This is a genomic window from Rhodococcus sp. NPDC057297 (assembly GCF_042667435.1).
Classification (GTDB): Bacteria; Actinomycetota; Actinomycetes; order Mycobacteriales; family Mycobacteriaceae; genus Rhodococcoides.
In genome coordinates, this window is the sequence record NZ_JBHUZE010000001.1 from 1,184,315 (window position 1) to 1,198,554 (window position 14,240).

Below are 14,240 nucleotides of genomic sequence, written 5' to 3' on the forward strand. Positions count from 1 at the left end.
TATGACGACACAGCAGGAAGCGAACACGATGAACCGGACTGTCGCAGCGTTGTTGGCACGATCGAACCGTCTCGGGTCCGATCCGAGCAACACCAACTACGCCGGTGGTAACACCTCCGCCAAGGGAATCGACACCGACCCGGTGACCGGTGCTGATGTCGAACTCATGTGGGTGAAAGGATCCGGCGGCGATCTCGGAACGCTGACCGAGTCCGGCCTGGCCGTCCTGCGGCTCGATCGGCTGCGCGCACTGGTCGACGTCTACCCGGGGCTGGACCGCGAGGACGAGATGGTCGCGGCGTTCGACTACACCCTGCACGGACGCGGGGGAGCGGCGCCGTCGATCGACACCGCGATGCACGGACTCGTCGACGCCGCACACGTCGACCACCTGCATCCGGACTCCGGCATCGCGATCGCGACCGCCGCGGACGGCCCCGAACTGACCCGAAAGATATTCGGCGACACGGTGGTGTGGGTTCCGTGGCGGCGACCCGGATTCCAGCTCGGACTCGACATCTCCGCGATCAAAGCCGAGAATCCGCAGGCGATCGGCTGCATTCTCGGCGGACACGGCATCACCGCATGGGGTGAGACGTCCGAGGAGTCGGAGGCGAACTCGCTCGAGATCATCCGCGCTGCCCAGGCCTACCTCGCCGAGCACGGCCGAGCAGAACCGTTCGGTGCCCCGCTGGACGGTTACTCGGCCCTGCCGGAGGCCGAGCGACGCGCCAAGGCCGCAGCCCTGGCACCGTACATCCGAGGGATGGCATCCACCGACGAACCCAAGGTCGGGCACTTCACCGACTCCGACGTGGTCCTGGACTTCCTGGCTGCCGCCGAGCATCCGCGTCTGGCCGCGCTCGGCACCAGCTGCCCCGACCACTTCCTGCGGACCAAGGTGAAGCCCCTCGTTCTGGACCTCCCTGCAGACACATCGATCGAGCAGTCCGTCGAACGCTTGCAGACCCTGCACGAGGCGTACCGCAAGGACTATCAGGCCTACTACGAGCGCTTCGCAACCGAGGATTCACCCGCGATGCGCGGCGCCGATCCGGCCATCGTATTGGTTCCCGGCGTCGGCATGTTCAGTTACGGCGCCAACAAGCAGACCGCCCGGGTGGCGGGTGAGTTCTACGTCAACGCGATCAACGTGATGCGCGGCGCCGAATCGGTGTCCACCTACAGCCCCATCGACGAGTCGGAGAAGTTCGACATCGAGTACTGGGCGCTGGAAGAAGCCAAGCTCGCTCGGATGCCGAAACCCAAGCCGCTCGCGACGCGCATCGCCCTGGTCACCGGCGCGGCGTCGGGCATCGGCAAGGCGATCGCCAGACGCTTGGCCGCGGAGGGGGCGTGCGTCGTCATCGCCGACCTCGACGCGCAGAAGGCATCCGACGTAGCGGCCGAGATCGGATCGACGGACGTGGCGATCGGAGTTCGGGCCGACGTCACCGACGAAGCTGCGGTGCAGGCAGCTGTCGATGCGACCGTGCTCGCGTTCGGCGGTATCGACCTGGTGGTCAACAACGCCGGCCTCTCATTGTCGAAGCCTCTGCTGGAGACGACCGTCGCGGACTGGGATCTGCAGCACGACGTGATGGCTCGCGGATCGTTCCTGGTCTCGCGTGCCGCGGCAGCTGCGCTGATCGCCCAGAAGATGGGAGGCGACATCCTGTACATCTCGTCGAAGAACTCGGTGTTCGCCGGACCCAACAACATCGCCTACTCGGCGACGAAAGCCGATCAGGCACATCAGGTTCGGTTGCTCGCCGCCGAGCTGGGAGAGCACGGTGTCAAGGTGAACGGCATCAACCCCGACGGGGTGGTGCAGGGATCGGGCATCTTCGCCGCCGGCTGGGGAGCGTCCCGCGCAGCGGTCTACGGCGTCGACGAGGCCGACCTCGGCAAGTTCTACGCGCAGCGCACCCTGCTCAAGCGAGAGGTGTTGCCGGAGAACATCGCCAATGCCGCGTTCGCACTGTGCACGTCGGACTTCTCGCACACGACAGGACTGCACGTGCCTGTCGACGCGGGTGTCGCCGCCGCCTTCCTGAGATGAGACGGGCATGAGTACAGCTCAGGTCGCGGCCGTCGACCTCGGTGCGACGAGCGGTCGCGTCGTGGTCGGCACCGTCGGCACCGATACCGCAGGCAGGGACGTACTGCGTCTGGACGTCGTCACCCGCTTTCCCAACGAACCCTGCCGGCTGTGGAACGGGTCGCGGGCAGCGCTGCACACCGACGTGCCCGGATTGTTCGGGCATGTTCGGCGTGGTCTCGCCGACGCCGCTCGCGACGCGGACAACCTGGTGAGCGTCGGAGTCGATTCGTGGGCCGTCGATTACGGCCTCATGCGCGGAGGGCGCCTGGTCGGGTTGCCGCATCACTACCGTGACGAACGATCCGAGCGGGGCGTCGAGCTCGTGGAATCCGTCGTCGACCGTGCGGAGTTGTTCGCCCGCAACGGTTTGCAGTTCCTCCCGTTCACCACCGTGTACCAGCTTGCGGTGGACCGGGCCGACGGTCTGCTCGAACCAGCGGACCGCGTGCTGCTGGTGCCGGATCTCGTCTCGTACTGGCTCACCGGCCGCGAGGTCGCCGAGCGCACCAACGCGTCGACGACGGGCATTTTCGGTACCGACGGCGTGCTCGACGGTGTCCTGCTGGATCGCCTGGGAATCGACAGGTCGCTGTTTCCCGGTGTCGTCGACCCGGGCGAGGTTCTGGGTCCGATCCTGCCCGGTGTGGTGGACGGTGATCCGTCCGTGTCGGTCACCGCTGTCGGTTCGCACGACACCGCGTCCGCGGTCGCCGCGGTACCGATGGATCCGGATTCGGCGGTCTACATCTCCTGCGGCACGTGGGGCCTCGTCGGCGCCGAGACCTCCTCGCCGGTGGTGAATTCCCGAGTGCGCGACGCGGGGTTCACCAATGAAGCCGGGGTAGACGGCCGTAACCGGTTGTTGCACAACGTGATGGGTCTGTGGCTGCTGTCGGAATCGGTGCGCGAGTGGAGCAGAGCCGACGGCGCGGCGGTGGACCTGCCGGAGATGTTGGCGGCAGCGGCACACTGCCCGGCTCCCACGCATGTCTTCGACGCCGAAGATCCGATGTTCCTTCCTCGTGGCGACATGCCGTCACGAATCGCGGCCTGGTACTCCGATCGTGGCCTTGCGGTTCCGTCGTCGCGGGTGGAGATGGTTCGGGCGATCGTCGAATCCCTGGCCGTCGCTTTCAGCGCCGCGGTGTACGACGCCGCGGACCTCGCCGGCATCGATGTGAGGCGGATCCACGTCGTCGGCGGCGGAGCACAGAATTCGTTGCTGTGCCGGATTCTCGCCGACAGGTCCGGACTCGACGTGCTGGCCGGGCCCGTCGAGGCGACCGCGTTGGGTAACGTGCTGGTACAGGCACGGACCCACGGGTGGATCTCCGGAGATCTGACACGGCTGCGGCACACGGTCGCAACCACCTTCCCTCCCGTTCGTCACGAACCTGCGTCCTCCCACCAGGCGGCATCTCTATGACACACAGCGTTATGACACACACGACAAAGGATTGACCATGGTCAAGAGGCAAATCCCCAAGGTGCGCGATCTCGCGCCCCTGATGCAGTTCAAGAAGCCGGAGTTGAACGGCAAGAAGCGCAGGCTCGACGCCGCCCTGACCATCGAGGATCTTCGCCGGATCGCCAAGCGTCGGACCCCGACAGCGGCGTTCGACTACACCGATGGGTCGGCGGAGGCCGAACTGTCGATCACCAGGGCGCGTCAGGCGTTCCAGGACATCGAGTTCTCGCCGTCGATCCTGCGCGACGTGTCCAAGGTGTCGACGGGATGGGACGTGCTCGGCGCACCGGTGGCGCAGCCTTTCGGTATCGCCCCGACGGGCTTCACCCGCATGATGCAGACCGAGGGTGAGATCGCCGGTGCGCATGCGGCAGCTCGCGCGGGCATCCCGTTCTCGTTGTCGACGATGGGAACGACCTCGATCGAGGACGTGCGCGACGCCAACCCGCACGGTCGCAACTGGTTTCAGCTGTACATGTGGAAGGACCGCGAGCGGTCGATGAGCCTGGTGGACCGTGCCGCGAAGGCGGGGTACGACACCCTGCTGGTCACCGTCGACGTTCCCGTGGCGGGAGCGAGGTTGCGAGACAAGCGCAACGGCATGACGATTCCGCCCGCGCTGACACCGGGAACCGTGTTGAACGCGCTGCCGCGTCCACAGTGGTGGATCGACTTCCTCACCACCGAACCGCTGTCGTTCGCGTCGATCGACCGATGGTCCGGCACCGTGGCGGAACTGCTCGACACGATGTTCGACCCGACGGTCACCTTCGAGGACCTGGCGTGGATCAAGGAGCAGTGGCCGGGCAAGCTCGTCGTCAAGGGAATCCAGACGCTCGACGACGCCAAGGCCGTCACCGCCTTGGGCGTCGACGGTCTCGTTCTGTCCAACCACGGTGGACGACAACTCGACCGTGCTCCAATTCCGTTCCATCTTCTGCCCGAGGTGGCCCGCGAGGTGGGCAAGGACACCGAGGTCATGATCGACACCGGCATCATGTCCGGCGCCGACATCGTGGCGTCGATCGCACTCGGAGCCCGATTCACCCTCGTCGGTCGCGCATACCTGTACGGGCTCATGGCAGGCGGCGAAGCCGGGGTCAACCGTGCCGTGGACATTCTGTCCGAGCAGGTCGAACGCACCATGCGTCTCTTGGGTGTCACCGCGTTGGAGGAATTGGGCCCTGGCCACGTCACTCAGCTCGAGCGGTTGGTCCCGCGCCCACGGTGACCGTGGCCGGCTGGTAAGACTTCTGTCGTGGCGAAGAGCATGAAGCAGGTTGCTGCGGCGGCGGGTGTGTCCGTCGGCACGGTGTCCAACGTGCTCAATGCACCCGACAAGGTTGCGCCCGCGACGGTGAAACGTGTCATGTCCGCGATCGACCGACTCGGTTTCGTCCGCAACGACGCTGCCCGGCAGTTGCGTGCCGGCCGGTCTCGATGCGTCGGGCTGGTGGTGCTCGACATCGGCAACCCGTTCTTCACCGAGATCGCACGAGGCGTCGAGTCCAGTGCCACCGACCGAGGCCTCACCGTTCTCCTGGGGTCCACGGACGACGACCCGGAACGTGAGCGTCTCTACCTGGACACGTTCGACGAGCAACGTGTCCACGGCCTGCTGGTGTCTCCGGTCGGGGAGGATCTCGAGCGACTCGAACTCCTCCAGTCCCGAGGCACCCCGGTGGTGCTGGTCGACCGAGACGGAGCGGGCACGTCGTTCTCGTCCGTCGCGGTGGACGACATCGCCGGAGGCGAACTCGCCGTCCGGCATCTGTGTGAGCAGGGCCGGCGCAGAATCGCCTACGTCGGTGGGCCCGCCTCGCTGAGGCAGGTCGCGGATCGACTGCGAGGCGCACGCACGGCCGCGGAGGCGGCGGGCGCCGTCATCGAGGTCGTGCCGACCCGCGAGCCCAGTGTCCTGGCAGGCCGAGCGGCTGCGGCCTCGATCGCCGAGCGCGCCCCGAAAGATCGACCGGACGCCATATTCTGCGCCAACGACCTGCTCGCACTGGGGGTTCTGCAGAGCCTGGTGATGCTGGGCAACTCGGTCGTCCCCGACGACATCGCCGTGATCGGCTACGACGACATCGATTTCGCAGCGTCGGCCGTCGTATCGCTGTCCTCGATCAGGCAGCCCAGCCGCGACATCGGCAGTGCTGCGGTGGATCTGCTGGAGGAATCGGCACAGGACCACCGCGCCGAACCACGCCACGTGCAGTTCCAGCCGTCGCTCACCATCCGCGATTCCACGCACTGAGGAAACTGCACTGAGGAAACTGCACTGTGGAAACTGCACTGAGGAAACTGCACTGAGGAAACTGCACTGAGGAAACTGCACTGAGGAAACTGCACTGAGGAAACTGCGCTGAGGAAACTGCGCTGAGGAAAACCTAGCCCGGCTGGTCGGTCTCGTCCGGGTGCTGTTTGAAGGAATGCTCCTCGTGGTCGAGTTCGTGCTCGAGACTCCGCATTCCGGCGTCGGGGAGGCGTCCGCAGTCACGCCAGCGCACCAGTTCCTCGCGTTGGGCGTCGATGAGGCGCCGACGAACCGTTGTCGCGGCCTGCTGCTCGGGGGAGATGACGGGTGCGTCGTCGTTCGTTTCGTCGAGATGATCGAGCCTGCGGTTGTACCGGTCGATGCGCTCGTCGAGCTCGCGGCGCATGAGTGCTCTGCCGTCGTCGTCGAGCTTTTCTTCGTCGGCGATGTGATCGAGTTGTTGCAGTGCAGCTTTCGTCACGCCCACGCGTGCTTCGTTGCGCAACCTCGATTCGGCGGCGGGGTCGGCCCGCACGTTCAGCAGCCGCACGAGAGGAGCGAAGGTCGTACCCTGCGCCACCACGGTCACCAGGACGACCACGAATGCGCAGAACAGCAACAGATTTCGGATCTCGAACGGCTCACCCGATTCCGTCGTCAGCGGTAGCGAGAACACGGCGGCGACGGTGATCACTCCGCGAGTTCCCGCCCAGCTCATCACCACGACCTCGCGTCCCGACAGCCGTGAAGACCGCGATGAGGACCGTGATGACGACCGGTCGACCATGCGTGCCACTGCCTCGGTGCCGAGCAGCCACACGGGACGGACGAGCAGCACACCGGCGAGCGTGACCGCGACGGCGCCGACGACGGTGGTGAGCGGGTAGGCAGCAAGCCCCTCGATCACTGTCGGCAACTGTTCGCCGATCAGCAGGAACACGAAACCCTCGAGAAGTAGATCGATCAATCTCCACACGGCTCCCGTCTGCAATCTGCTGGCTCCGGACACGGCGTGGCGAGTGTCGTGGCCGATGAAGAGGGCTGCGACGACGACAGCGAGTACCCCGGAGGCGTGCACTTCCTCCGCGGCGACGTAGGCGACGAACGGAGTGGCCAGGGATACGACGTTGAGCAGAAGCGCGTCTCCGAGAAACTTCTGTACGAACCTGATGACGAGCGCAATGGCGCACCCGACGATGACTCCGCCGACCGCGGCCAGCACGAAGAGTCCGCCCGCGTGCGTGAAGGTCATGTCCTGCGACGCGATCGCGGTGGCCGCGACGGTCAGCATCGTCAGTGCGGTCGCGTCGTTGAGCAGTCCCTCGCCCTCGATCAGCGTGATCAGCTTCGGCGGTATCCCGGCTCGCCTGCCGACCGCGAGTGCGGCCACGGGATCGGGCGGTGCGACGGCAGCTCCCAGGGCCATTCCCGCGGCGAGGGTCGCCCCGGGTATCAGCAGTGCCAACCCGACGCCGACGATCGAGGCCGTCACCACGACCAACGCGACGGACAGGCTCAGAATCGTCCACACGTTGCGGCGGATCGCGACGAGTGACGAGTTCAACGCTGCACTGTAGAGCAGCGGTGGAATCACCAGCGTCAGAACGAGTTCCGGGTCCAGCACGATGTCCGGTAGCGACGACGTCGACACCGCAAGACCTGCCACGGTGAGCAACGCTGCGGCGGGTATCGACGACTTCTCGGACACGACCTGCGCCAGCACGATCAGTGCCGTCGCGGCCAACACGAGTCCGAGGATGCTCAGCACGTGGGCGCGCCGCTGGGTGAGTTCACGAGCATGGATTCCCACCTTCCGTTGTCTCAAACTTGCACTTTCCGAGTGTTCAGTCGGGCGACGGCCGATCCTGCTGCAATGATTCTTCGAGAATTGCGCAGCTGCGCTCGCGGTGAGTCGTGGCCGGAGACGTCGTGTCCGACCAGGTGTCGGTCTCGGTCAGAGCCCACTCCGCCCAGTCCGAGATGTGGGTGAAGTGCCCGATCATGAAGCGGTTGGCCAGCGTCATCAAGTGTTGGCGTTCGGGGAACGTCGAGCTGTCGACGTCGTGTAGACGCTCGGCGTGGGCCAGGAACAGGGCGCGGGTCTGCTGAGCGTGATCGCGCATCGTGGTGATGTTGTTGCGCAGGTCGGTGAGCGAACCCTGCTCGGCGAACAGCACTCGAATCATGCCCTCGAACTCCATGGCCGACGGCTTCGACGCGGTCGCGAGCCATGACGCGAGGGCGTCGCGACCTGCGTCGGTGATCGAGTAGACGGTGCGACTGCGGCCGGTGCCCACCGGATCCGTCGATGCCGAGACCAGGCCACGTTCGAGCAGCTTCTTCGGCGCGTTGTACAGCTGGCGGTCGGCCCGGGGCCACAGTTCGGCGACTCCACGGCCGAACTGCACCGAGATGTCGTAGGCCGTCCAATCCCGCGTGGCGAGCAATCCGAGGATGACGTACGAGGTTGTATTCAGATCGCCCTGCGCCACCGATGGTCCTTCCTGCCGAAAGACCGATCGCCGATCGGCGCCGACGTCCCGATCCTAACTATCGGCCCGAGCTGTCACTCGCCGGCCAGTCACTCGCCGGCGTCGTCGCTGTGCTCCTCGACGGCGTCCGAGGCCTCGGCGGACGGCGTCGCGTACACGTACGGGAACAGTTCTCGGGCGACCTTGGCGGCGGGTGCACTGCCGTCGACCGCGGGGGCGAGGTTGGCCCAGACGACGAAGGTGACGTCGTTCTCCGGGTCGTATCCCATGAAGGAGTTGTATCCCGGCATCTCGCCGATGTGCCCGTACAGCGGACCCATCTGTGCGATTCCGTAGCCGTACGCCGCGGTTCCCGTGTCGTCGCTCGGAGTGATGCTGTCCATCCGCAGCTGCTGGGTGTCGGCGTCGAGCAGTTCGCCGACGGCGAGAGCCTTCACCCACGTGGCCATCTCGTTCGCCGTCGAAATTCCTTGTCCGGCCGACCACGTCCACGACGGGTTGTCGTTCGTCGTCGTTCTCGGCGTGACGGAGCCTGCGTCGATGGCGGCGATGCGTTCGGGTGACAGCGATTCCTTTCCCTCGCCCAGGGTTTCGAGGTTTCCGCTGTAGGAGTATCCGGCGGTGTACGGCGCGGGAATGGAGGTGTCGGTGTTCGCCGGGAACGAGGTGTCCGTCAACTCGAGCGCGGAGAACAGTCGATCCTGGTAGATCTGCGCGATCGGCTTTCCGTCCAACTGCTCCGCGATCAGCCCGAGCAGCACGGTGTTGGTGTTGGAGTAGTTGTATTCGGTGCCCGGCGCGGACGTCGGCGGATTCGAGAGCCCGAGCGCAACCAGTTCCTCTGGTTCCCAGACCCTTTCGGGATCCTCGTCGAGCGCTCGGTTGAGCTCGACGGTCTGGGTGTAGCTGTAGAGACCGCTGCGCATGTCGAGGAGTTGTCCGATGGTGATGTTCTCACCGTTGGGGACATCGGGGCGATACTTGCTCACCGGGTCGTCGACGGAGATCTTGCCTTCCTGAACCATCTGCAGGATGACGGTGCCCGTCCACGTCTTGGTGTTGGATCCGACGCGCACCTTGGTGTCGAGCGTAGGTGGCGTCGCTGTGCCCGCGTCCGTGCTGCCCCAGGTGTTCACGTACTCGCCGTTCGGGGTCCGGATCAACACCACCATGCCGATTTCGCGGTACTCTTTCGCCTTCTCGTCCACTATCGCGTCCATCGCAGCGGTGTCGAACGGTACGAGGGCCGAGGACGAATCAGGAGAGCTGGAACCGGTAGAGCTCTCCGAGACAGCACTCTCCGAGACAGCACTGTCGTTGCCCGACGAACATGCCGCGACGAGCAGTCCTGCGGTGAACAGAATGGTCAGTAGTTTCCCTGAAGTGCGGTGCATCGTCTGGGGTCCGTTCGTGTCGTGGGCGTCTACGAAGTCAGGAGCGGGTGAACGTGCCGAGTCCGAGAGGATCGAGATACTCGACGGTGAGTGTGGTCGGTGCCCCGGCGGTGACCATGAATTCGGCACCCGTCGGCCCCGACGCGTTCTCGCCGACGGGTTCGAACCAGTAGGTGTCACCGTCGTAGTGAGTGAGGGGATAACGCGACTGCAGTTCCTTGCCGAGTTTCAGCACCAGTTCGTCGCCTTCGGCAGTGACTTCGGCAGCGCCGTAGAACGGGCTGGTGTACGTCCCGACGTAGCTGCTCGGCTCCCGCGCAGGCGTCGTCGATGCGGGCGGATTCTCGTAGTCCGTCTCGGAACGGCCGTGCTCGACCATCTTCTCGAACTGGCCTGCGACGAACGGCGCCCAGTCGACGGTGAGTTCGCCGTTCTTGGCGTAATCCATGAACTGTGCCGCAATGGTTTCCGAGACACCGACGGGTGCGGTGTTGGCAAGTACGACGATGCCGAGTTGCTCGCTCGGTAGCATCACGACGTCGGTGCTCGCGCCGAGTCCGAACGCCCCTGCATGACTGACCTCGACGCGGCCCTGACTGTCGGTGCCGACATTGAAGCCGATGCCGTAGAAAGTGTCTCGCGCTCCTGGCGTCTCCGAGGGGTGGGCGAGAGAATGCGCCTGGTGGGTGAACTGGAGGGCTTCGGGCTCGACGACGGTGGTGCCGTCGAACTCTCCGCCTGCGAGTTCCATGCGGATCCACTGGGCCATGTCGCCGACGGAGGACGCTGCACCACCCGCCGGGGCCTGGCCTTCGGGATCGCTGACGTACTTCGCCTCCCACGTGGTCGAACCCGGTTCCGTCAGAACGTGATTGAAGGCATGGTTGGGCGAGTCGACCCATTCCTGCTGACTCGACGTCGTGTTGGTCATGCCGAGGGGTTCGTAGATCTTCTGCTCGGACAGTTCCGCCCACGTGGTGCCCTGGGATTTGGCTGCTGCCACGCCTGCTGCGGAGAACCCGTAGTTGGTGTAGTCGTAATTGTCGCGAAACGGTTCCAACGGAACCTGATTCAATCGGGCGATGATCTCGTCGTAGCTGTAGCCGAGGTCTTCGAGGAGGTCGCCTGCGTGATCGGGCAGGCCGGAGCGGTGCGACATCAGGTCGGTGAAGCTGGCATTCTCGGTGACGTACGGATCCGACACCGCGAAACCCGGTTCGAACCGGCGGATCGGCTCGTCCCAGTCGAGCTTGCCTTCGCCGACCAGCGAGGCGACCACCGACGACGCAACGGGCTTCGACACCGAGGCAAGCTGGAACATGGTGTTGGTGTCCACCGGGTCCGGTTCGCCCACCTTGCGTACACCGAATCCCTTCGAATACAGCACTTCGTCCTGGTAGACGACCGCGACGGCGATACCGGGAGCGCCCGTTCGCGCCATCATGTCCTCGACGTACCCGTCGAGTTGTCCGACGGCGGCGTCGACGGCTGCCCGGTCGATCGATGCCGGTGGAACCTGCGGGGGCGTCTCGGCGAGTGCGCTCCCGTTCGTCTCGGATCCGGCGTTGGAATCGGTGTTGGAATCGGAGTCCGTGCCGGCGGTGGAACTACACGCCAGAAGCACGGTCATCCCGAGTGCGAGGAGGGGGAGAGCCGACAATCGCGCACGAACGAGGGGAGTGCATGTCCCGACCATCGAGTTGCTCCATCCGAAGCGTCACGTGTTCTCGCGTGGACGGTTCACCGGCACTGTCCGAGAGTCCGCGAGCACAGATCGATTTGGCAGGCGCGCCGATCCCGACGATGGACGCTGCGCACTGTGGCGATGACGATACACCCGTGACTGCATGTTGCACTATGTAATTTGCAGTATCAGATAGTTTCCCTCCGCGCATGTGGAATCACGACGATCGGCGACTCCACACGCGCGGAGGGAAGTGCGCTTCGGCGCTACTTCGCGATGAACGCGAGAATGTCTGCGTCCAAGGCTTTCTGGTAGTCGCCGTAGATGCCGTGCGGTGCCCCGGGGTAGACCTTCAGTGTGCCGTCCTTGACGAGTTCGATGGACTTCAGCGCCGCGGCGGCGATGGGCACGATCTGATCGTCGTCGCCCTGGGCGATGAACACGGGAACGGTGAGTGCCTTCAGATCCTCGGTGAAGTCGGTCTCGGAGAACGCCTTCACGCAGTCGTACGCCGCGGCGAGGTTCACCAGCATGCCCTGACGCCAGAAGTCGTCCTTCGCTCCCTGCGACACCTGGGCACCGTCGCGGTTGGCGCCGAAGAACGGCTCGGCGAGGTCCTTGTAGAACTGCGATCGGTCGGTCAGGACACCGTTGCGGATGTCGTCGAGCGCCTCGATCGGGGTGCCCTCCGGGTTGGCGTCGGACTTCAGCATGATCGGAGGAACGGCACCCGCAGTGATGACACGGGCGACGCGGCTGCCGCCGTGCTGCGCCGCGTAGCGGACGACCTCGCCGCCCCCGGTGGAGTGACCGATGAGAGTGAGCTCCTGCAGATCGAGTGCCTCGACGAGTTCGGCGAGGTCGCGTGCGTAGGTGTCCATGTCGTTGCCGGTGTACGTCTTCGAGGAGCGTCCGTGACCGCGACGGTCGTGCGCGATTGCCCGGTACCCGGCGTCGGCGAGCAGTTTGAGTTCGAGCTGCCACGCATCCGAGGACAGCGGCCATCCGTGGCTGAGCAACACCGGCTTCCCGGTGCCCTGCTCGGTGTAGTAGATCTCGGTTCCGTCGGTCGTGGTGATGTACGGCATGGGGAGCTCCTCGAATCGGAAGGCTGGGGTTCGACAGGGTGGTACCGAGAACACTCGTCCACACGCGCGTCGATGTCGTCGCGGCTGGCGTCCACACCGTGTTCCTGGTTTCGGCCGGTCGCGGTACCTGCTAGCCGGTAGACGTCGCGATCGTGACCGTGACGGATGTGCCCTCACCTGCAGGGCTGTTCAGTGCCAGCGTGCCCCCTGCTGCGGCCACCCTGTCCTGCAGGCCGATCAGGCCCGATCCGAGGGCAGGGTCTGCGCCGCCACGACCGTCGTCGCTGACGGTGAGCGTCAGGTCCCCGTCGGTGACGACCGCGGTCACCCTGATATGGGAGGCATCGGCGTATTTGGCTGTGTTGGTGAGTGACTCGGCTACGACGTAATATGCTGCCACTTCGATGGAGTCGTCCAGGCGAACCGGAATGTCGGTCGTGAGCTCCACCGGCACCGGGCTGCGACGGGCGAGCGTCTTGAGCGCCGGTGCCAGCCCGCCGCGAGAGAGGATGGCGGGGTGTATGCCGCGCGAGAGCTCGCGAAGATCGGTGTGAATCTGTGCGAGTGTATCGACACTGCGGTCCAGGCTCTGTCTCAGCTCGCGCAGATCCTCGGGAACGACGGCCTGTGCTGTTCTCAATTCCATTCCGAGAGAGACGATTCTCTGTTGCGCGCCGTCGTGCAGGTCTCGTTCGATGCTCCGTCGGGCCTGGTCCGCAGCGGCGACGACACGAGCCCGCGACCGGGTGAGCTCTTCTCGCGTTTCGCTGTTGTAGACGGCGGTGGCGAGGAGGTCCGCGAAGTCGGTCAGTCTGTCTTGCAGATCGGGCTCGACCGAGCTCTCGGTGGAGCCGACGACGATCGCACCCCAGATTCTGCCGTCGACGTTGATCGGTACACCCAGTCCGACGGCTATTCCTCGGCCATCGAGACGATCGACGATATCGCCTGTTGCGGTGGCGAAGTCGATCGTCGCGGGTCGGCCCGTCGCGGCCACCGCGGTGCACACGTTGTGTCCGCCGAGCGTGAGCCTTTCGCCGGGAGTGAGCCGATGCCCCTCGGTGGTATCGCGCCCCGCGAGCACCACGTACGTCCCCGGCGTCGAGCTGTCCAGCCCCGAACGAGCCTGCACGGGGTCGAAATGCACGGGGTCGAAATGCACTGGGTCGAAATGCACGACAGAGACGTGCTCGATGCCCAGACCTCCGGCGAGCTCGTCGGTGACGGCGGCGTAGACCTCGTCCGGCTCGGCTCTGGAGGCGACGAGGGTGGCGACCCGTCGGAGCGAGGCTTGCTGTCGCGCCAACGCCGTGGCACGGCGGTTCTGCCGCGCCGATTCCACGGCGCGCAAACGGGACTGCCCGACGAGCATGTTCGTCAGCAGCGCGAGAGCCAGGAAGACGACGACTGCAGGGACCAGGCTTTCGCTGCTTTCGATGACGTGGATGTACGCGTATGCCGCGGCGCTGGCAATCGAGGTCGCGATCGACAACCGAAATCCCCAACCGGCGGAGACGACCAGCACACCGAACAGGAAGACCGCGCCGAAGGCGTTCTCGGGTGCGATCCGTTTGAGCATCAGAACAACGACGATCTCGATCAGAACGAGCGCCGCGGCGAGGACGATTCCGCAGGCGACGGGAGGGGAGCTGGGCCGCAGCACCAGGGTGACGAGGCGCTCCTTGCGCGCAACGGACGTCGTCATCGGCGCGAACCCGCGGGACGAGTATTCCGGCTAGCGGGCATGTTGCCC

At 65.4% G+C, this 14,240-nt stretch carries 10 protein-coding genes; 4 read left to right on the top strand and 6 right to left on the bottom strand.

Going from position 1 to position 14,240, the window contains the following annotated elements; all coding sequences use genetic code 11:
- Position 1: 1 nt before the first annotated feature.
- Genes ACFULT_RS05500 through ACFULT_RS05515 form a run of 4 tightly spaced genes read left to right on the top strand, consistent with a single transcriptional unit; the run spans position 2 to position 5,829 of the window.
- The gene (locus ACFULT_RS05500) at positions 2–2,062 is read left to right on the top strand and encodes a bifunctional rhamnulose-1-phosphate aldolase/short-chain dehydrogenase (protein ID WP_080733128.1); all 2,061 of its coding nucleotides are present in this window, start codon (positions 2–4) and stop codon (positions 2,060–2,062) included.
- A gap of 7 nt (positions 2,063–2,069) precedes the next feature.
- Positions 2,070–3,530, top strand: a complete 1,461-nt coding sequence (locus ACFULT_RS05505) for a rhamnulokinase family protein (protein ID WP_037114333.1) — start codon at positions 2,070–2,072, stop codon at positions 3,528–3,530.
- Positions 3,531–3,567: 37 nt separating this feature from the next.
- Positions 3,568–4,803, top strand: coding sequence for an alpha-hydroxy acid oxidase (locus ACFULT_RS05510; protein WP_037114332.1), 1,236 nt, complete (start codon positions 3,568–3,570; stop codon positions 4,801–4,803).
- Positions 4,804–4,842: 39 nt separating this feature from the next.
- Entirely contained in the window at positions 4,843–5,829 is a 987-nt protein-coding gene (locus ACFULT_RS05515; protein WP_378480915.1) for a LacI family DNA-binding transcriptional regulator, read from the top strand.
- A gap of 133 nt (positions 5,830–5,962) precedes the next feature.
- Here ACFULT_RS05515 and ACFULT_RS05520 read toward each other — a convergent pair whose 3' ends face one another.
- The 6 genes from ACFULT_RS05520 to ACFULT_RS05545 form a co-directional block, all read right to left on the bottom strand.
- Positions 5,963–7,654 (bottom strand): Na+/H+ antiporter, encoded by a 1,692-nt coding sequence (locus tag ACFULT_RS05520; RefSeq protein WP_094719579.1) that lies wholly within the window; start codon positions 7,652–7,654, stop codon positions 5,963–5,965.
- 19 nt (positions 7,655–7,673) lie between these two features.
- On the bottom strand, positions 7,674–8,321 hold the full coding sequence (locus ACFULT_RS05525; protein WP_037114331.1) for a PadR family transcriptional regulator: 648 nt from the start codon (positions 8,319–8,321) through the stop codon (positions 7,674–7,676).
- Between the two features lie 89 nt (positions 8,322–8,410).
- Positions 8,411–9,715, bottom strand: coding sequence for a serine hydrolase domain-containing protein (locus tag ACFULT_RS05530; protein WP_378480863.1), 1,305 nt, complete (start codon positions 9,713–9,715; stop codon positions 8,411–8,413).
- A gap of 37 nt (positions 9,716–9,752) precedes the next feature.
- Positions 9,753–11,411: a serine hydrolase gene (locus ACFULT_RS05535; protein ID WP_037114327.1), complete on the bottom strand. Its 1,659-nt coding sequence runs from the start codon at positions 11,409–11,411 to the stop codon at positions 9,753–9,755.
- 254 nt (positions 11,412–11,665) lie between these two features.
- Positions 11,666–12,487, bottom strand: coding sequence for an alpha/beta fold hydrolase (locus tag ACFULT_RS05540; protein WP_037114325.1), 822 nt, complete (start codon positions 12,485–12,487; stop codon positions 11,666–11,668).
- Positions 12,488–12,617: 130 nt separating this feature from the next.
- Positions 12,618–14,192 (bottom strand): GAF domain-containing sensor histidine kinase, encoded by a 1,575-nt coding sequence (locus ACFULT_RS05545; protein WP_037114323.1) that lies wholly within the window; start codon positions 14,190–14,192, stop codon positions 12,618–12,620.
- Between the last annotated feature and the right edge of the window lie 48 nt (positions 14,193–14,240).

Bases quoted from the DNA above. Each gene is read 5' to 3' on its own strand.
- ACFULT_RS05530 (WP_378480863.1), bottom strand. From the start codon at position 9,715: ATGCACCGCACTTCAGGGAAACTACTGACCATTCTGTTCACCGCAGGA.
- ACFULT_RS05535 (WP_037114327.1), bottom strand. From the start codon at position 11,411: ATGGTCGGGACATGCACTCCCCTCGTTCGTGCGCGATTGTCGGCTCTC.
- ACFULT_RS05540 (WP_037114325.1), bottom strand. From the start codon at position 12,487: ATGCCGTACATCACCACGACCGACGGAACCGAGATCTACTACACCGAG.
- ACFULT_RS05510 (WP_037114332.1), top strand. From the start codon at position 3,568: ATGGTCAAGAGGCAAATCCCCAAGGTGCGCGATCTCGCGCCCCTGATG.
- ACFULT_RS05500 (WP_080733128.1), top strand. From the start codon at position 2: ATGACGACACAGCAGGAAGCGAACACGATGAACCGGACTGTCGCAGCG.
- ACFULT_RS05545 (WP_037114323.1), bottom strand. From the start codon at position 14,192: ATGACGACGTCCGTTGCGCGCAAGGAGCGCCTCGTCACCCTGGTGCTG.
- ACFULT_RS05505 (WP_037114333.1), top strand. From the start codon at position 2,070: ATGAGTACAGCTCAGGTCGCGGCCGTCGACCTCGGTGCGACGAGCGGT.
- ACFULT_RS05515 (WP_378480915.1), top strand. From the start codon at position 4,843: ATGAAGCAGGTTGCTGCGGCGGCGGGTGTGTCCGTCGGCACGGTGTCC.